Annotated in this window: 16 protein-coding genes and 1 riboswitch; of the genes, 12 read left to right on the forward strand and 4 right to left on the reverse strand. The window is 75.7% G+C overall.

Annotation, left to right across the window (positions count from 1 at the left end; genetic code table 11):
• The first annotated feature begins 70 nt into the window (after positions 1-70).
• Positions 71-739, forward strand: coding sequence for a TetR family transcriptional regulator (locus F0L17_RS06735; RefSeq protein WP_238419273.1), 669 nt, complete (start codon positions 71-73; stop codon positions 737-739).
• Positions 740-868: 129 nt separating this feature from the next.
• Here F0L17_RS06735 and F0L17_RS06740 read toward each other — a convergent pair whose 3' ends face one another.
• A complete protein-coding gene (locus F0L17_RS06740) occupies positions 869-2467 on the reverse strand; it encodes a peptidoglycan-binding protein (RefSeq protein ID WP_155070349.1) in 1599 nt (532 codons plus the stop codon).
• A 475-nt stretch (positions 2468-2942) separates the two neighbouring features.
• A riboswitch (cobalamin riboswitch) is annotated at positions 2943-3065 on the forward strand.
• A gap of 152 nt (positions 3066-3217) precedes the next feature.
• On the opposite strand from F0L17_RS06740, the gene F0L17_RS06745 reads away from it, so the two are divergent.
• Genes F0L17_RS06745 through F0L17_RS06775 form a run of 7 tightly spaced genes read left to right on the forward strand, consistent with a single transcriptional unit; the run spans position 3218 to position 10337 of the window.
• Entirely contained in the window at positions 3218-4546 is a 1329-nt protein-coding gene (locus tag F0L17_RS06745) for a prenyltransferase/squalene oxidase repeat-containing protein (protein WP_155070350.1), read from the forward strand.
• 2 nt (positions 4547-4548) lie between these two features.
• The gene (locus F0L17_RS06750) at positions 4549-5283 is read left to right on the forward strand and encodes an SCO2322 family protein (protein WP_162466755.1); all 735 of its coding nucleotides are present in this window, start codon (positions 4549-4551) and stop codon (positions 5281-5283) included.
• On the forward strand, positions 5280-6491 hold the full coding sequence (locus tag F0L17_RS06755; protein WP_155070351.1) for a CbiQ family ECF transporter T component: 1212 nt from the start codon (positions 5280-5282) through the stop codon (positions 6489-6491). Before F0L17_RS06750 ends, F0L17_RS06755 begins: the two co-directional genes overlap by 4 nt.
• Positions 6488-8191: an ABC transporter ATP-binding protein gene (locus F0L17_RS06760; RefSeq protein ID WP_155070352.1), complete on the forward strand. Its 1704-nt coding sequence runs from the start codon at positions 6488-6490 to the stop codon at positions 8189-8191. Before F0L17_RS06755 ends, F0L17_RS06760 begins: the two co-directional genes overlap by 4 nt.
• Positions 8188-9072 (forward strand): ECF transporter S component, encoded by an 885-nt coding sequence (locus F0L17_RS06765; RefSeq protein WP_162465900.1) that lies wholly within the window; start codon positions 8188-8190, stop codon positions 9070-9072. Before F0L17_RS06760 ends, F0L17_RS06765 begins: the two co-directional genes overlap by 4 nt.
• A 36-nt stretch (positions 9073-9108) precedes the next feature.
• Positions 9109-9852, forward strand: a complete 744-nt coding sequence (locus F0L17_RS06770) for a hypothetical protein (protein ID WP_155070354.1) — start codon at positions 9109-9111, stop codon at positions 9850-9852.
• Positions 9849-10337 carry a hypothetical protein gene (locus F0L17_RS06775; protein ID WP_155070355.1) on the forward strand — a complete coding sequence of 163 codons (489 nt, stop codon included), beginning with the start codon at positions 9849-9851 and terminating at the stop codon, positions 10335-10337. The genes F0L17_RS06770 and F0L17_RS06775 overlap by 4 nt, the downstream gene beginning before the upstream one ends.
• 94 nt (positions 10338-10431) lie before the next feature.
• Here the strand turns inward: F0L17_RS06775 and F0L17_RS06780 are convergent, their stop codons facing one another.
• Positions 10432-12492, reverse strand: a complete 2061-nt coding sequence (locus tag F0L17_RS06780; protein WP_338018244.1) for a bifunctional glycosyltransferase 87/phosphatase PAP2 family protein — start codon at positions 12490-12492, stop codon at positions 10432-10434.
• 268 nt (positions 12493-12760) lie between these two features.
• Between F0L17_RS06780 and F0L17_RS06785 the strand changes: the two genes are divergently transcribed.
• From F0L17_RS06785 to F0L17_RS06795, 3 genes are all read left to right on the forward strand, one after another.
• On the forward strand, positions 12761-13099 hold the full coding sequence (locus F0L17_RS06785; RefSeq protein ID WP_155070357.1) for an antibiotic biosynthesis monooxygenase family protein: 339 nt from the start codon (positions 12761-12763) through the stop codon (positions 13097-13099).
• A 252-nt stretch (positions 13100-13351) separates the two neighbouring features.
• Entirely contained in the window at positions 13352-14293 is a 942-nt protein-coding gene (locus F0L17_RS06790) for a peptidoglycan-binding protein (RefSeq protein WP_155070358.1), read from the forward strand.
• 173 nt (positions 14294-14466) lie between these two features.
• On the forward strand, positions 14467-15201 hold the full coding sequence (locus F0L17_RS06795) for an HAD-IA family hydrolase (RefSeq protein WP_155070359.1): 735 nt from the start codon (positions 14467-14469) through the stop codon (positions 15199-15201).
• A 185-nt stretch (positions 15202-15386) separates the two neighbouring features.
• Here the strand turns inward: F0L17_RS06795 and F0L17_RS06800 are convergent, their stop codons facing one another.
• Complete coding sequence (locus F0L17_RS06800; protein ID WP_162465901.1) at positions 15387-15968, reverse strand: TMEM165/GDT1 family protein; 582 nt, start codon at positions 15966-15968, stop codon at positions 15387-15389.
• A 493-nt stretch (positions 15969-16461) separates the two neighbouring features.
• Here F0L17_RS06800 and F0L17_RS06805 point away from each other — a divergent pair, with 493 nt between their 5' ends.
• The gene (locus F0L17_RS06805) at positions 16462-17124 is read left to right on the forward strand and encodes an HNH endonuclease family protein (protein WP_155070360.1); all 663 of its coding nucleotides are present in this window, start codon (positions 16462-16464) and stop codon (positions 17122-17124) included.
• A gap of 165 nt (positions 17125-17289) precedes the next feature.
• Here the strand turns inward: F0L17_RS06805 and F0L17_RS06810 are convergent, their stop codons facing one another.
• Complete coding sequence (locus tag F0L17_RS06810) at positions 17290-18030, reverse strand: superoxide dismutase family protein (RefSeq protein ID WP_155070361.1); 741 nt, start codon at positions 18028-18030, stop codon at positions 17290-17292.
• Positions 18031-18099: the final 69 nt, after the last annotated feature.

The following is an 18099-nucleotide window of genomic DNA, read 5'->3' on the forward strand; positions in this document are numbered from 1 at the left end:
GAGGATGCGGTCCCGCCCCGCCACCGCGAGGCGGCGGTCGCGGCGGGCAGGACACGGCGGAGCCGAACGGATGGCAGAAGCGATGACGGAACAGTCCAATCCCCCCTCCCCGAGCGCCTTCCCGGGTCGCCCCTCGGCCCCCTCCGCCGCGCCGCTCACCGAGCGTCAGGAGGCGCGCCGCCGCCGCATCCTGGAGGCCAGTGCCGAACTGGCCCGGCGCGGCGGCTTCGAGGCGGTGCAGATGCGCGAGGTGGCCGAGTCCTCGAACGTGGCGCTGGGGACGCTCTACCGCTACTTCCCCTCCAAGGTCCACCTGCTGGTCGCCACCATGTACGACCAGTTGGAACGGTTGCACGGGACGCTGCACAGCCGACCGCCGCGGGAGGCGGAACCGGCGGCCCGGGTGGCGCAGACGCTGCTGCGCGCCTTCCGCTCGCTGAGACGGGACCCGAACCTGGCCGACGCGATGCTCCGCGCGTTCACCTTCGCCGACCGCTCCGCGGGTCCGGAGGTGGACGCGGTGTCCCGGCTCACCGCGGCGATCGTCCTGGACGCCATGGGACGGCGGGAGCCGCCGACGCCCGAGCTGCTCTCGGTGGTCCGCGTGGTCGGGCACACCTGGCACTCGGCGCTGATCGCCTGGATCTCCGGAAGGGCCTCCGTCGAACAGGTGCACACCGACATCGGAACGGTGTGCGCCCTGATCCCCGGGGGCGCCCCGGAGACCGCGCGCCGGTAGGCGGGGCCGCCCGCCCGGCGGCGTCGCCCGACGGAGCGCCGGAGCCGGGCCGGGGTGCCCCGACCCGGCTCCGGTTCTATTCCGGTTCCGGTTCCGGCTCCGGCTCCGGACCGACGGAGGTCCGCGCCGTCACCTGCCGGCCTGGAGTGCCCCCCAGGTGCCGCCTCCGACGACGCCGTCCACGGCCAGGCCGCGGCTGCGCTGGTAGTCGCGGACGGCCGTCTCGGTGTCGGGCCCGAAGAGGCCGTCGATCTCGACGGTGCGGCCGTGCGCGGCGGTGAGAGCGCGTTGGAGCCGCCGCACGTCGGCTCCCGCATCGCCCCTCCGCAGCGTCGGCCTGGTGCCCGCCGACAGCAGGGCCGTCCAGGTGCGGGCCCCCACGACGCCGTCGACGCTCAGGCCGCGGCTGCGTTGGAACTCCCTGACGGCGCTCCCGGTGCGGGACCCGAAGATCCCGTCCACCTCGCCGGCCTCGAAGCCGGTCTGGTTCAGCAGGTGCTGGGCGGCCCCGACCTGCGCGCCGGTGGAGCCCTCCCGCAGGGTGCCGTAGGAGGCGTGGTCCAACTGGACGGGGGCGTCGGCGTCGCCGTCGCGGACCAACTGCATGTAGTAGGTCCAGTTCCAGTTGGGGCCGGGGTCGGTGTGGTCGTTGCCCGGCACCTCGTGGTGGCCGACGATGTGGGAGCGGTCCTTGGGGATGCCGTGGCGGTCGCACAGGTGGCGGGTGAGCGCGGCCGAGGAGCGGTACATCGCGTCGGTGAACCAGGCGGGGTTGTCGACGTAGCCCTCGTGCTCGATCCCGATGGAGTAGGCGTTGCCGGAGCGGGCGTGCCAGGCGGTGTCCCGGTCCCGGACCGTCTGTGTGACCTCGCCGTCGGAGGACCGGATCACGTAGTGGGCGCTGACGTCGGAGTCGGGGTTCCGGAACCAGCTGATCGATCCGGCGTAGGAGCCCTGGGTGACGTGGACGACCACGTGGGTGATCGACGAACTGCGGCCGGGGGTGTAGTTGCTCGAATGGGCCGCCACCCACCGCGCGGGCGGGTAGTCGGTGCTCAGGACGCCCACCTCGGAGGCGTCGGCGGACGCCACGGGCTCGCCCAGCGGAGCGACCCCCGCGTAGCGGCCGAGCTCGGGCTCGACGTCTCCGGCCGGCACGGTGACGCGCTCGCCGGCGGGGGTCAGCGCGCTGAAGCCCTCGGCGAGGAAGTCGTAGACGGTGTCGGCGTACAGCCGCGCCGCGCGGTCGTCCTCGGCGCCGCCGTAGCGGGCCACCACCGGGTACCAGGCGTCCGGGTCACGGCGTTCGGCGGCGTCCAGGCCCACCGCGTCGGCGTGGGCGCGCAGGACGGCGGCGCCGCCGAGGATGTTGGCGGCGGTGTCCCGCCTCAGCTCCGCCTCCGGTCGGCCGGTCAGTTCGGCGGCCTCGCCCAGGGTGTCCCGAGTGGCGTTGTCCACCAGGTGCATCACGCCGTAGCCGCCCGCGTGGCTGGGCTTTCCGTCGTGGTCGTCGAGATGGGTCTCCCCGTAGCCGACGGCGACGAGGAGGTCGCGGGGGACCTGGAACTCCTCGGCGGCCCGCTCGAACGCCCGATTCACCGGTGCGCGCGCCGCCCGCTCGGCGGGTTGGGCGCCGGCGGGTTGGGCGCCGACGAGCAGGGCGGCCGCGGTCAGACCGCCGACGACGGTCGGCAGCACCCGTCCGCGGGTGGGGGGACGCAGGGACATTCTTCCTCCCGGTCAGCATGTGCGTGGGGGGTGAGCACGCGCTGCTCGCTCACGCCGATGGACTGGGGAGTTCCTATCGGCAAGACATGAACACGTCAATAACGCCCCGACAACGGCGCCTCTCCCGCCCACCACCCGACGGGAACCGGACGCACGCGCCGGGAGACGCCGAACACGGACGCGCCACCATCACCGAGTCCACCCGCCGAGTCCGTCCGCCGATCCCGCCACCGCCCACGGGGACGCCCCCGATGCGACCGTCCCCGCACCGGGGGATTCCGACCCCCCGAAGAGGGTGGCGTCCCGAACTACGCGCGTCAACGAAATGCGCCGACGGCGACGGGAGTTCATTGGTCGCACCTCTGGAGGGGAAGCGGGGGACGGCGGCGGGAAGGGGCGCGCCGGCACCCGGGCCACGGTGTGATCCTCCTCCCGGCGGCGACGACGCTCCCCCCGCGGCCCGTTAGAGTGAGCCGGAGAACGTCTGTGTCCGAGTGGGGAAAGCCGGTGCGAATCCGGCGCTGACCCGCAACCGTGAGCGCGGCGGGCCCCGTCCGCCGGTGCGAGCCGGAGCACCCGCCCGGACGCGAAGGCTCCCGGTGCCGCCTCCCCGCCCCGCGTGGACGCGGCGCCGGCGCCGGCACCGTCGAGGAATGCGGAGCCGAGCCCGGTGTGCCCCGTGCGCGAGCGCGGCCGGCCGTCCGTGCCCGGCCGGCACCACCCTCGGGAACGCACGAGAAAGGCACCGCCATGTCCCTGCGTCGCACCGCCGCGGCCCTGACCGCGGCCACCGCGCTCTGCGCGGTCGCGGCCCCGTCCGCCGCCGCCGACGAGTCACCGCCCGCGCAGGCCCCGACGCAGACCCCGACGCAGCGGGAGCTGCCGTCCGCGTTGTACGGGCAGGGCGATCCGCAGTACGACGCCGTGTGGCGACAGTCCACGGCACTGCTGGCCCAGGACACGGTCGGGGTGGAGCCCGCGGAGAAGGCCGTGGAGTGGCTGGTCCGACAGCAGTGCGAGGACGGCTCCTTCGCCGCCTACCGCCCCGACCCCACCGAGCCGTGCACGACCGAGACGGCGGCCGACGTCAACGCCACCGCCCTCGCCGTCCAGGCGCTGGCCGCCCTCGGCGGGCACGACGAGCGGGTGGAGCGGGCCGTGGAGTGGCTGAAACTCGTTCAGAACGACGACGGCGGCTGGGGCTACGCCCCGGGCGAGGACAGCGACGCCAACTCCGTCTCCGTCGTGATCGGCGCCCTGGTGGCGGCCGGCGAGGACCCGGCCGAGGTCCGCGCGGCGGGGGACGGGAGGACCCCGTACGACTCCCTGCTGGGCTTCCGGCTGGGTTGCGACGCCGAGGCCGACGAGCGCGGCGCCTTCGCCCACCGACCGGACGAGGGCCGGCTGTACGCCAACGACGACGCCACGGCCGCCGCCGTCCCGGCCGCCCTCGGCGAGGACCTGCTCGTCGAGCCCGGCGGGAGCGACGGCGGCGCCCCGCGGGCCGCCCCCGCCTGCGAGGCCGGCGAGGCCGACGGGAAAACCCGGCAGCCGACCCCCGAGGAGGCCGCCCAGGGCGGTGCCGCGTACCTGGCGAAGAGGTTGGAGGAGGGCGGCGGCCACCTGAAGTCGGCCATGCCCGGCGCCGAGGAGCAGCCCGACTACGGCAACACCGCCGACGCCGTGATCGCCCTCGCGGCCGCCGGCCACCGCGAGGCGGCCCGCGACTCCCTGACCTGGCTGGAGAAGAACGCTCCGAAGTGGGAGGCGTTCGAGACCAGCCCGGCCGCCCTGGGCGGGCTGGTCCTGGCCGCCCGCGCCGCGGGCGGCGACCCGTTCGACTTCGGCGGCACCGACCTGGTGGAGCTGCTGAACGCCACCGGCCCGGCCCCGGCCGCCGTTCCCGACGGCGGCGGTGACGACGACGGGAACGGCGGCGAGAAGGACGGCGAGAACGACGGCGGGACGGACGGTGCCGGCGGCACCCCGCCGGTGTGGGCCCTGATCGGCCTGGGCCTGGCGGTCGGCGCGGGCATCGGTTTCCTGCTCAGCGCCCGGAAGAGGAACCGGTCGAAGTGAGCGTGCCGCACGCCCCGCGGTCCCCCGTCCGCGCCACGGTCCGCACCGCCCCGCGCGCCGCCCTCCGCACCGTCCTGCCGGCCCTCCTGGGAGCCGGCGTCCTCGCGGTGGCCGGCGCGGCGCCCGCGCACGCCCAGGGGTACCGCTACTGGTCCTTCTGGGAACGGAACGGCGACGCCTGGGCCTACGCCACCCAGGGTCCCGGCACGCTGCGCCCCGAGGACGGCGACGTGTTGGGCTTCCGGTTCGCGGTGAGCGAGGACTCCGCCGACGCCGCCGAGCCGCGCGGCGCGGCGTCCTTCGAGGCGATCTGCGGCGGCACCGATCCGGAACCGGGCTCCAAGCGGGTGGCGCTCAGCGTCGACTTCGGCGACCGAGCCGACGCGCCCTCCGGTGAGACCCCGCCGAAGGGCCGCACCGCCTGCGCGGTCGTCCCCGAGGACGGGACCGCCGCCGAGGCGCTGGCCGCCGAGCTGAAGCCGCTGCGGTACAACTCCGAGTCGCTGCTGTGCGCCATCGCCGGCTATCCGCGGACGGGCTGCGGCGAGCAGATCTCCGGCTCCGACCGGGAGACCGGCACCGACGCCACGGCCGGTCCCTCCGACGGCGCCTCCGAGGCCGACGGCGCCTCCGAGGCCACCGACGGCGGTCCGTCCGTCGGGCTGCTCGTGGGCGCCGCGGCCGTCGCCGCCCTGGGCGCCGCGGCCGTCCTGCGGGCCCGACGACGCCGGTCATGAGCCCACGCCCGACCGTCCCCACCCCCTCCGCCCTCGTCACCGCGCTGCGCGCCCCGCGGGCGACCCGGGCGGGCGCCCTGCACGCCGGCGCGTGGTGGCTGTGGGCGCTCGGATTGGCCACGGCCGCCTCGCGCACCACCAACCCGCTGCTGCTCGCCCTGCTCGTCGCCGTCACCGGGTACGTCGTCGCGGCCCGCCGCACCGACGCGCCCTGGGCACGCGGCTACGGCGTCTTCCTCAGGATCGCCCTGCTGGTGCTGGCCGTCCGGCTGGTGTTCGCGACGCTGCTGGGCTCCCCGATCCCCGGCACCGTGGTGCTGTTCACCCTCCCCGAGGTCCCGTTGCCCGAGTGGGCGCAGGGGGTGCGGCTGGGCGGCCGGGTCACGGCCGAGGGCCTGACCTTCGCCCTGTACGAGGGAATGAAACTGGCCACCATGCTGGTGTGCGTCGGCGCGGCCAACGCCCTGGCCAGTCCGGTGCGGTTGCTGAAGTCCCTGCCGGCCGCGCTGTACGAGGCGGGGGTGGCGGTGGTCGTGGCGATGACGTTCGCCCCGCACCTGGTCGCCGACGTGCGGCGGCTGCGCGCGGCCCGCCGGCTGCGTGGCCGCGACGACCGGGGGATCGGGGCGGTGCTGCGGATCGGGCTGCCCGTCCTGGAGGGCGCGCTGGAGCGGTCGGTGGCGCTGGCCGCCTCCATGGACGCCCGCGGCTACGGCCGCACCGCTCGGGTGCCGCCCGCCGTGCGCCGCACCACCGCCGCCCTCACCCTGGGTGGGCTGCTGGGCGTGTGCGTGGGCACCTACGGGCTGATGGCCGCCCAGGGCGCCGCCCTGGGGCTGCCGGTGCTGCTGCCGGGACTGGCCGCCGCGCTCGGCGGGCTGTGGCTGGGCGGACGCCGCTCGGTGCGCACCCGCTACCGGCCCGACCGCTGGGGGGCACGGGCCTGGCTGGTGTCGGCCTCCGGCGCGGTCGTCGCCGCGGCCGTGATCCGGGCCGCGTCCACCGCCCCCGAGGCGCTCCGCCCGTCCGTGGTCCCGCTGACCGCGCCCGAGTTGCCGCTGTGGCCCGCGGCGGCCGTCCTGCTCGGACTGCTCCCGGCCCTCGTCGCCCCCGTTCCGGCCTCCTCGACGGCCGGGCCGGAAGCGGGCGGCGGGGCCGGGCGGCGGTCCGGGAGAACCCCGTCGGCGAAGGAGACATCCCGCGCATGATCCGTTTCGACCAGGTCTCCGTCACCTACGAGGGTGCCGTCGCGCCCGCTCTGCACGGTGTGGACCTCACCGTCGACGAGGGCGAGCTGATGCTGGTCGTCGGCCCGTCCGGCACCGGCAAGTCCACGCTGCTGGGCGCCGTCTCCGGACTCGTGCCGCACTTCACCGGCGGCACCCTGCACGGCCGGGTCACCGTCGACGGCCGCGACACCCGCGACCACCGGCCGCGCGAACTGGCCGACGTGGTGGGCACGGTGGGCCAGGACCCCCTCGCGCACTTCGTCACCGACACCGTCGAGGACGAACTCGCCTACGGCATGGAATGCCTCGGCCTGCCCGCCGACACCATGCGGCGCCGCGTCGAGGAGACCCTGGACCTGCTGGGCCTGGCCGAACTGCGCGAACGTCCCCTGGCCACCCTCTCGGGCGGACAGATGCAGCGCGTCGCCATCGGCTCGGTGCTCACCACCCACCCGAGGGCGCTGGTTCTGGACGAGCCGACCTCCGCGCTGGACCCGGCCGCCGCCGAGGAGGTGCTCGCGGTGCTCCAGCGCCTCGTCCACGACCTGGGCACCACCGTGCTGATGGCCGAGCACCGGCTGGAGCGCGTGGTGCAGTACGCCGACCGGGTGCTGCTGCTGCCCGCGCCGGGCGCCGCGCCCGTGGTGGGCGGTCCGGCCGAGGTGATGGCGCTCTCGCCGGTCCACCCGCCGGTGGTCGCCCTGGGCCGGCTGGCGGGCTGGTCGCCGCCGCCCCTGTCGGTGCGCGACGCCCGCCGCCGGGCCGCCGGGCTGCGGGAGCGGCTGGCCCCCCTCGTCCCCGACCCCACCCCGGCGCCGGGCGGCGCGCCGGCGTCCGCGCCCGACGGGGCGCCGCTGGTCGAGGTCGCCTCGCTGGCCGTCCGCCGCGGCCGGAACCCCGTCCTGCACGGCGTGGACCTGACGGTGCGGCCGGGCGAGACGGTGGCGCTGATGGGCCGCAACGGCGCCGGCAAGTCCACTTTGTTGGGCGCCCTGGTCGGGATGCACGAGCCGGCGCGCGGCCGGGTGCTCCTCGGCGGCGCCTCCACCGACGCCTCCACCGGCGCGTCCGGCGGTCGGGTCGTCCCGCACCGCACTCGGCCCGGCGAGTTGGTGCGCCACGTGGGCCTGGTCCCGCAGGATCCCCGCGACCTGCTGTACACGGACACCGTCGCCGCCGAGTGCGCCGCCGCCGACCGGGACGCGGGCGCCGAACCCGGAACCTGCCGCTCCCTGGTCTCCTCGCTGCTGCCGGACGTGCCCGACGGTACGCATCCGCGCGACCTGTCCGAGGGCCAGCGCCTGGCGCTGGCCCTGGCCGTCGTCCTCACCGCCGCTCCGCCGCTGCTGCTCCTGGACGAGCCGACCCGCGGCCTGGACTACGCGGCCAAGGAGCGGCTGACGGGCGTACTGCGTTCCCTGGCCGCCGAAGGCCACGCCATCGTCCTGGCCACCCATGACGTCGAACTGGCCGCCGAACTCGCCCACCGCGTGGTCGTCCTGGCCGACGGCGAGGTGGTGGCGGACGGGCCGTCCGCCGAGGTCGTCACCTCCTCCCCCGCCTTCGCCCCGCAGGTGGCCAAGGTCCTCGCTCCCCAGCCCTGGCTCACCGTCGGCCGGGTGCGGGCGGCCCTGGAACGGGCGGAGGAGACGGGGCGGACGGAGGGAGGCGCCGCGTGAGCGACGGCACCGTCCCCGGTGGGAGCGGGACCGGGACCGGCGCCCGCGCACGGCCCGTACGGCTCGGTCCGCGCTCCGTCGCGGCCCTGGCCCTGGTCTCGGCCGTCGGGGTCGCCGCCTTCGGTTGGCCGCTGCTGGCCGACTCCGCCTCCGGCCTGGCCCACTCGGGGGACGCGCCCTGGTTGTTCGCGCTGCTGATGCCGCTGCTGTTGGCCGTGGCGGTGGCGACCGTCGCCGACACCGGCCTGGGCGCCAAGGCCGTGGCGATGCTGGGCGTGCTGGCCGCCGCGGGCGCCGCGCTGCGCCCGCTGGGGGCGGGCACGGCGGGGCTGGAGCCGATGTTCTTCCTGATGGTGCTCTCCGGGCGGGTGCTGGGGCCGGGGTTCGGCTTCGTCCTGGGCGCGCTGTCGATGTTCGCCTCCGCCCTGCTGACCGGTGGCGTCGGGCCGTGGATGCCGTTCCAGATGCTGACGATGGGGTGGGTGGCGATGGGCGCGGGCCTGCTGCCCGGCCCCCACCGGCTGCGGGGGCGGGCGGAGTTGGCGATGCTCGCCGCGTACGGAGCGGTGGCGGCGGTGCTGTACGGCGTGGTGATGAACCTCCAGGGCTGGCCGTACATCACCGGTATGGCCACCGGCATCTCGCACGTTCCCGACGATCCGCTGGAGGTGAAGCTCGCCAAGTTCGCCGCCTACGTCCTGGCCACGTCGTTGGGGTGGGACCTGCCGCGCGCGCTGTTGACCGTGGTGCTCACCCTGACCTTGGGCGGCGCGGTGCTGCGCGCGCTGCGCCGGGCCACGCGGCGGGCGGCGTTCGACGCCCCAAGAGCGTTCCCCGGTACTCCGTTTGAGGGAGACAAGAGCGGCAATCCGGACGAGTGACAGCCCGAGCAAGGGGACACTCGTGGAAGGCGAGCCATGTCCACAGGCTTGATCATCACTCTGATCGTGGCGGCGGTCGCCGTCCTCGCACTCGTCCTGCTGTTCAGCGGCAGGATGGGCGGCCGGCAGTCGGTGAAGCGCCGGTTCGGCCCCGAGTACGAGCGGACCGTCGCCCAGCACGGCGGCGACACGAAAGCCGCCGAACGGGAGTTGCGGGAGCGGCTCCGGCGCCACGGTGACGTGCGGCAGCGGCCGTTGGCACCGCAGGAGCGCGAACGGTACGCCGCCCGGTGGGCCGCCGTGCAGGAGCGGTTCGTCGAGTCGCCCGTCGAGGCGGTCGTCGAGGCGGACCGGTTGCTGGACCGGCTGACCGAGGCGCGCGGCTTCCCGGGCGACGGGTTCGACGAGCGGGTCTCCGCGCTCTCCGTCCACCACCCCCGGCGCGTGCAGGGGTACCGCGAGGTGCACGCGGTGGCCGTCCTCGCCCGCGAGGGCCAGGCGGACACCGAGCGACTGCGCGAAGCCCTGGTGCACGCCCGTGCCCTGTACGAGGATCTCGTCGAACCGTCCGCGGACGACCGTGCCGACGACCGTGCCGACAAGCACGTCGGTGGGCGTCCGCACGGAGTCGACGGCTCCCCCGACGGCTCCCCCGACGGTCACCGCGGCCATGACGGTTCCCGCCTCGACGGCGAGCCTCGACACCACGGCCGACTGGCCGAGAAGCTGCACGTCACCCGCGCCGCGCACCGTCACGACGCCCCCAGGAGGAGCGCATGACCACTCCCCACCGGACCGGACCGGTCCACACGCCCGACGGAACCGACGGCCGCTCCCGCCCCCCGGTGGTCGACGAACGGGACGGCGCCGTGACGCCTCCCCTCCCCGGGCGGGACGGCACGTACGGCACCCGTGACGCGTCCGCCCCGACCCCGCTCGACACGGGTGACGGCGCGACCGGCGCGACCGGCCCCGGCGACGCACACGACACGCTGCTCTCGGCCGACGAGCGCGAGGAGTTCGCCCGGCGCATGCACCAGGCGGTGAAGGAGTTCGTCGACGGCCCCCGGCGCTCGGTCGAGGAGGCGGACGCCCTCTTCGAGGACATCACCCGCCGCATCGAAGCGATCATCACCGACCGGCACCACGGGCTGCGCGCGTCCTGGCACGGACGGGACGGCCGGGAGGGCGCGGCGGAGACGGAGGAACTGCGCAACGTCCTGCGGCACTACCGGGACGCCGCGGAGCGACTGCTGCGGTTGTGAGACACGACGACGGGAACGGGCGAGGCGGACCGCGGCCCCTCCACCCACGGGTGGAGGGGCCGTCGAGGAGCGCCCACCGGGGCGGCCCCTCCGGTCACCGGGCCACTCCGGCACGCCGGCTCCCGTCCCCCTCCGCCGGGACGGCCCCTCCCGCTCCGGTGGCGGCGTTCCGGGCCGGGACGCCCGGGACTGCCCCGCCGTCCGCGGTGTCCGCCGCCGGTCGCGCGGCGGGGACGCCCGGCTTCCCGCCGCGCGACCGCGCCCCCGCCACCACCTCCGTCACCCCTTCCGTCGCCGCCTCCCGTGGCCCCGCCCCGCGTCCCGCGGGACCGTGGCGGAACCAGAGCAGGGTGAGACCGACACCGGCCGCGACCACCACCGCGCCGCCCACGGCGTCCAACAGGTAGTGGTTGGCGGTGCCCATCACCACCACCGTGGTCAACAGCGGGTGGAGAGCGCCGAGCACCCGCAGCCACACGTTCGGGGCGAGACGGACGACGACCACCGCGCACCACAGCGACCAGCCCACGTGCAGCGAGGGCATCGCCGCGTACTGGTTGGATATGCCGGTCAGTACGCCGAAGTCGGGATCGTCGAAGTCCTGCGGGCCGTGCGCGGTGTCGATGTAGCCCAGGCCCGGCATCAGGCGCGGCGGCGCCAACGGGTAGAGCCAGAAGCCGACCAGCCCCAACAGGGTGGCGAAGGACAACGAGGTGCGGGCCCAGCGGTAGGCGAGCGGACGGCGCGCGTACAGCCAGGCGAGCAGGACGATGGGCACCAGGAAGTGGAGGCCGGAGTAGTAGGCGTTCATGCCCGACTCCAGCCAGGGTGTTCTCGCCACCGCGTGGTTGAGCGCGTGCTCCACGTCGATTCCGAGGGCGTCCTCGATCTCCAGGATCCGCCGGCCGTGCGACTCGGCGAGGTCACGGCCGTCCGGCGCCAGGGAGCGGACGAGCGAGTAGAGCCAGTAGCCGACCCGGATGAGCAGCAACTCCAGCATCAGGTTGGGCCGGCTGAACGGACCGGAGCGCTCGGGAGCGTCCCACAGCGGGGAGCGCGGGGAGACGAAGGGCAGGACGCAGGCCGCCAACAGGGCGGCGATCAGCGGCGCGTTCTCCCCCAGCGGGGTCAGGACGGCGATGTGGGGGACCAGCGCGGTGCCGTCGAGCGTCATCACCAGCACCAGGAAGACCGGCCACACCAGTCGGTCGCCGGAGCGGCGGCCCACCCGGCCGACGGCGGCGAGCAGGATCCACACCTGCTGGTGCTGCCAGGCGGTGGGCGACACGGCGACGGCGACGCAGCCGGTGACGGCGGCGGCGAGCAGGAGCTGGCCGTCCAGCGCGTACCGGGCGGCCCTGCGCACTCCGAGCACCGCCACCGCCCCGGCCAGGACGACGAACAGCGCGATCTCGACCGGGCCCGCGAGCCCGAGCCGCAGCAGCAGCCCGTGCAGGGACTGGTTGGCCGTCGCGTCGGCGGGGGCGCCCAGCCCGGCCCCCGCGACGTGGTGGACCCAGTACGTCCAGGAGTCGGACGGCAGGGCGGCCCAGGCCAGCGCGGTGCACCCGCCGAAGACCCCGACCGAGACGGCCGCGGCCCGGCGCCTGCCGGTCAGCCACAGCAACGGGGCGAAGAGCAGCACGGTGGGCTGGAGCGCCGCGGCCAGCCCGACGGCGGCGCCCGCGCCGCGCGGCAGGCGCGCGGCGTACAGCAGGCCGCAGAGCGCGAGCAGCACCGGGATGATGCTGGTCTGGCCGAGGTGGAAGGTGTTGCGCACCGGCACCGAGAGCACCAGCAGGATGATCGCCACCGGGGCGGCCGCCGTCCGGGTGAGCCGGGTGCTCGGTCCGGGCAGGGCGCGTACGGCCACGACGCCGAGCGCGGCGACGAGCAGCAGGGTGCCGAAGGTCCAGGTGACGCCGAGGACCTGCTCGGCGGCGTCGGTCAGCGGTCCGAGGACCACCCCGGAGAACGGTGTCCCGGTGAACGCGCCGTCGCCCTCGTAGAGGGGGCCGCTGACCTCCAGGACGCCCTGCTCCCCGATCCAGGCGTCGAGGTCGACCAGGCGTTCGCCCGGCGGCTGCCGCAGTACCGCGGCGGCCTGGCGCGCGGCCAACGCGAGCGCCAGGAGCCACAGGGCCACCAGCGCCACCACGCCGCGCGACTCCCACGGCTGTGTACCCGGCGGCGTACCCGGCGGTGTACCCGGTGCCGTATCGCGCCCCTCCGTGCCCACCACGCCCCGTATCCCCCCAGGTTCCGCTGTGTTCCTCCCGTCCGCCGCGCCCCCGGCGCGATGGACGTCCGCGTGAACGCGGATGTGCACATCATCTCCGACGGGTCGGACGCACGACACCGCGAGGACACCTGAGCGTGGCCCCGGACGGGCCCCGACGGCGCCCGGGAGGCACGATGGGTGCATGAGCATCGTGAAGATCAACGCCCTGACCGTCCCCGCCGAGCAGCGTGAGGTGCTGGAGCGGAGGTTCGCCTCCCGCGCCGGGGTCGTGGAGAGCTCCGACGGGTTCGAGTGGTTCGAGCTCCTCCGGCCGCTGGAGGGGACCGACCGGTACCTCGTCTACACCCGCTGGCGTGACGAGGCGGCCTTCCAGGCGTGGATGGAGGGCCCGATGAAGGCCGCCCACCAGGGCGGTGGGGCGGGTGCCGGCCGGCGCCCGGCGGCCGACGACTCCACCGTCTGGACCTTCGAGGTCGTCCAGCAGGCCGGTCCGAAGCCGGAGGGCGCCTCCGGAGACTGACCCCCCGTCGAGTCCGGTCGCCCCGCCGGGACGCGCGGGGCGACCGGCGGGGCCGACGCGCGCGGCCCCGGTCGTACGCGGGAAACCGGGGGCGAAGTGGGGGCAGGGGCGTCCAGTAACCTCTGTGGCATTTCCGAGGGAGGGGAGCCCACCGTGGCGGAAGCACCTGTCTGTCCCATATGCCGACAACCCGCCGACGACTCGGGCCGAGCCGGTTGCCGGTGCGCCGGCGCCGGGGCGCTGCCCCGGCCGGTGACCCGGCCCGACCAGGGGCCGAACCCGGCCGACCTGGCGATGTTCCCGGAAGACCCGGGCCGGGCGGACGGTGACACCGCCCCCCTGCCGGTCGTGGACGTCGGCGCTCCCCCAGGGCCCGACGCGGCCCCGGAGCCCGGCGCTCCCCCAGGGCCCGACGCGGCCCCGGAGCCCGACGCCCCCGCGGAACCCGACGCCCCCGCGGAGCCGAAGCCGCGCCGCCGCGTCGGGCGGGGCATGGTGCTCGCGGTGGGCACCACCACACTGGCCGTGGTGGGTTCGGGCGCGCTGGCCGTGGGTCTGTTCACCCAGGGCGGCGACCCCTTCGACGAGGCCCGGTTCGACGGCCGGGCGGGCGCGCCGACCGCCGTCCTCCCCGCCGACGAGGGGAGGGGGGAGTCGCCCGGCGCGAGCCCGGAGGGGACCGCCTCCCCCTCCGCGTCGCCGTCGGGGTCCACCACGCCGTCCACGAGCCCGTCGGCCTCCGCCTCGTCCTCGGTCTCCGCCGGTTCCTCGTCCACCGCTCCGCCGGTCTCCGGCTCCTCCGATTCCGCCGCCTCCCCCGACTCTCCCGACTCCTCCGCCCCTTCCGACCACTCGTCCTCCACCGCGCCGGCCGGAGCCGGCCCGGGCGACGACGAGGACCGGGACGGCGGGGACGGCCGGGACGGGGAGGAGCCCCGGAGCGGGGACGGCGGCGGATCGCCGGTGCTGCGCGAGGGCGACACCGGCCCGCAGGTCGCCGAGCTCCAGTACCGGCTGCGCCAGACGTACGCCTACCGCGGTGAGATCGACGGCCGCTACGACGACGAGGTCCGCGACGGGGTGGCCAGGTTCCAGGAGTGGTACGGGGTGCGCGGCGACCCGGAGGGGGTCTACGGCCCGAACACCCGCCGGGCGCTGGAGGGCGCCACCGACGGGCGTCGCGGGAGGCGCTGAGCGGAGATCGGAGGACCGACACGTAGCCGGGGGTGGCGCGAAGGCGGACCGCTTTGTATCGTGGAGGAACAAAGTGGTTCCGCCCGTTCCCCGTTCCTCCCTGACGAACGGCCTCCCTGACCGGCGGGCGGAGCCACTGTCCTCTTCCCGGTCCGTCCCTGGAGTCGCGCGCCATGCCGTCCGAGCCCTCCACGCCCTCCGTGCCGTCCGACGGCGCCCCGCGGGCCGCCGCCCCGCTGACGGCCCGTGCCCTGCTGCTGGACATGGACGGCACCCTGGTCGACTCCGACGCCGCCGTGGAGCGCGTCTGGCGCGGCTGGGCCGCCGAGCATGGCCTGGACGGCGACGAGGTCATGAGGGTGGCGCACGGGCGGCAGGGCTACGCCACGATGGCCGAGCTGCTGCCCGACCGCCCGATGGAGGTCAACCACGAGGAGAACCGGCGCCTGCTGGCCCTGGAGACCGCCGACACCGACGACGTCGTGCCGATCCCGGGTGCCCCCGCCTTCCTCGCGGCGATCGAGCACCTCCCCCACGCCCTGGTCACCTCGGCGACCCTCCCCCTGGCCACCGCACGGATGACGGCGGCGGGGCTGCCGATGCCGCGGGTGCGGGTCACCGCCGAGGCGGTCGGCGCCGGCAAGCCGCACCCGGAGGGCTTCCTCAAGGCCGCCGCCGAGCTGGGCTTCGCCCCGGAGGACTGCGTCGTCTTCGAGGACTCCGCGGCGGGCGTCGCGGCGGGCCGCGCGGCCGGTATGCGGGTGGTCGGCGTCGGCCCCCGAGCGGGGGCCCTCTCCCCCACCCTGCACGTTCCGTCGCTGGAGCGCCTGCGCGTCGAGCCGCTGGACGGCGAGGGCGTACGGCTGAGCGTCCTCCCCGAGGGCGCCCCCGGCCGGGACTCCGCCTGACGCACGGCGCCCCGGCCGGGGCGCCCGCTCCCGGGCCGTCCGAGCCGGCCGCCTCCGCCGGACGGCCCCCACCGACACACGCCCCTCACCCAGGGTCTTCCTCCCCGCCGACCCGGGCGGCGGGGCGTGGCAGCCTCGGCGGCGCCGGGTGCCCCCGGCGCCGCCGCTCCGTTTCCGGCCGGACGTCAGCCGGTGAGCGCCTCGTGGAAGCTGAGCGCGGCCAGCACGAGCATCACGCACGCCGCGATCCGGGAGATCAGCCGCAGCGGGACGCGTCGCATCAGCGCCCGGCCGCCCAGGATGCCGATGGCGGCGACCGCCCAGAGCGCGAGCACCGCGCCGAGGGCCACCGACAGCGGGTTCTCGTAGCGGGCGGCGAGGTTGGCCGTCATGATCTGGGTGAGATCGCCGAACTCGGCGATCAGGATCAGCATGAAACCGCTGCTCGCCACCTTCCAGAAGGACTGGTCGGCGGGCTTGCGGACCTCCTCGTCGTCGTCGCCCTTCTTCAGCAGCAGCACCAACGCCCCCGCCAGGAACAGCGCGCCGGTGACCCCCTGCACCAGCCGCTGCGGCAACAGGGTCAGCACGCTGCCCGCGGCGACGGCGAGCGCGACGTGGAGCGCGAAGGCGGCGGCGACGCCGACGAAGACGTGGGAGGCGCGGTAGCGGGTGCCGAGCACCAGCCCGGCCAGGGCGGTCTTGTCGGGCAGTTCGGCCAGGAAGACGACGCCGAAGGTCACGGCGGCTGCGGTAAGGCTGAACACGGAAAGGATTCCTCGTCGATCGGGCTGCCCTGCCGAGGGGCCCGTGGTGGGAGCGCGCTTCGGCACGGCAGCGTCGTGGCGACTGCCGTGGGCAGTCCTGGACACTGCGGCCGAAGGTCTCGCCAGCCGGCGCGCGCCGCGCACCGGCTCCGGGCGCCGGGCCGGCCGCGGTCGAGCGGTCGGCCAGTATGTCGACGGTCCGGCGAAGAGCTACTCCCCTTCAGACTCGCCCCAGCCTACGCGATCCCCGTCCGGCTCCCGGCTTCCCCCTCCCGGCGCGGGGCGGCTCCCGGTGTTCCGGGCGGGCACCGCACGCGGGTCGGATGCCTCACGCTCCCGAATCGGTCCTGGCAGCGGCCTTGATATGACGTGCTCATGTCGCCAGCCTGTTACCTGACACCCACCGGGCGGAAACCTTTCGGCGCCACTCTGTCGGCGTCCCCCACCCGGCCCGTCCGGTCTTCCCCCACCCAAGGGAGTTCCCATGCACGGCATGCGCACGTCCGTCTCGCGACGCGGCCTCTACGCGCGTCGATCCACCACGCTCGGCGCACTCCTGGCGCTCTGCGCCGGCCTGTTCCTCGTGACCGGCCCCGCCGCCCAGGCCGCTCCCCCCACCCCGCCGAGCGCCTCCGTCGCCCGCTCCTACCTCGGCGCCCTGACGGTACGGGCCGAGGGATCCTCCGACGGCTACAGCCGCGACAGGTTCCCGCACTGGTCCGGCCAGGGCGGCAACTGCAACACCCGCGAGGTGGTCCTCAAGCGCGACGGCACCGGCGTCGTCCAGGACGGCGGCTGCGCGGCGGTCAGCGGCAGGTGGTACTCGCCCTACGACGGCGCCACCTGGTACGCCGCCTCCGACGTGGACATCGACCACGTCGTTCCGCTCGCCGAGGCCTGGCGATCGGGAGCCTCCTCCTGGACCACCTCCCGGCGGCAGGCGTTCGCCAACGACCTCTCCATCGCGCAGCTCATCGCCGTCACCGACAACGTCAACCAGTCCAAGGGCGACAAGGACCCGGCGGAGTGGATGCCGCCGCGCTCCTCCTACCACTGCGTCTACGCCCGGATGTGGGTGTGGGTGAAGTACGACTACGGCCTGTCCGTGGACTCCGCCGAGAAGTCCAGGCTGAGCAGCGTTCTGAGCGGCTGCTGAGCGGTCCGCCGCCGGACCCGTGCGGGCCCGCGCCCGGTCGCGGCTGGACCGGGCGCGGGCCCCGAGCGGCCGCGGCCCCGGAGGCGGACGGATCCCCTCCGAAGACGGCGCTCGGCGAGGGGCCCGTCCGGACACGACGGCCGGGCCCGGGCTCCGGTGGTTCCGTTATCCCCGTCCCGCCGGGTCGAACGGCACGGTGACGCAGGCCACCCGCCGTCCCGCCGCGCCGGCGTGCGCGGGATCGCGCCGCGTGCGGTGCTCGTACACCACCACCGAGCGCGCCTCGCCCGCCCGGAAGTGCCAGGAGTGACCGGAGACCGCCTCGCCCTCGCCCTTCTCGTCGGTGGTGAAGTCCAGCCAGACCTCGTTCTCGGGGTTGGTGTACCGGAAGTCGGGGGAGGTGACACGCGTCCTGGGGTCCCGGACGTTCTGGTAGCGGGAGCCGGCGGCCGCGGGGTCGGCGGTGCACGGCCCGGTGTGGACGTGCGCCCCGTAACCGCGCCCCTCCGGCAACCCCTGGACGCCGAGCGTGATCGTCATGCCCCGACGTCCGTTGAACTGCGCCACCTCGACCGTGGCTCCGGCGGGCACCAACCGCCGGTCGTACGTCAGGGCGGAGCGCGCCCCCGAGTCGCCGGGCGCGGCGAAGGTGCCCCTGGCCCAGGCGACCCGGTTGCCCTCGGTGAGCCGGTCGTGGCCCGTCCGGCCGACGTTGACGGCGCCGTCGACTGCCTCGGCGAGCCGGGCGGTGTCGACGAGGCCGATGATTCCCGGAAGGCCGGGGCCGGGCTCTCCCGCGGCGCTCGCCGTGCCCGCCGCCGCCAGTGCCACCGCCAACGCGGCCGTCAGCCCGGTCCGCAGCGCGGCCCTCGGAACGGTGTACGCCACTTTCCTGCCCCTGGGCATGTCAGCCCTCCTGTTCCCGTGGTCGTGGTGAGCCGGTCGGTCGCCCATGCTCCGCCAGGTCGGGTCGGT

Origin of the sequence: Streptomyces taklimakanensis (assembly GCF_009709575.1) — a bacterium.
Taxonomy (GTDB): domain Bacteria; phylum Actinomycetota; class Actinomycetes; order Streptomycetales; family Streptomycetaceae; genus Streptomyces; species Streptomyces taklimakanensis.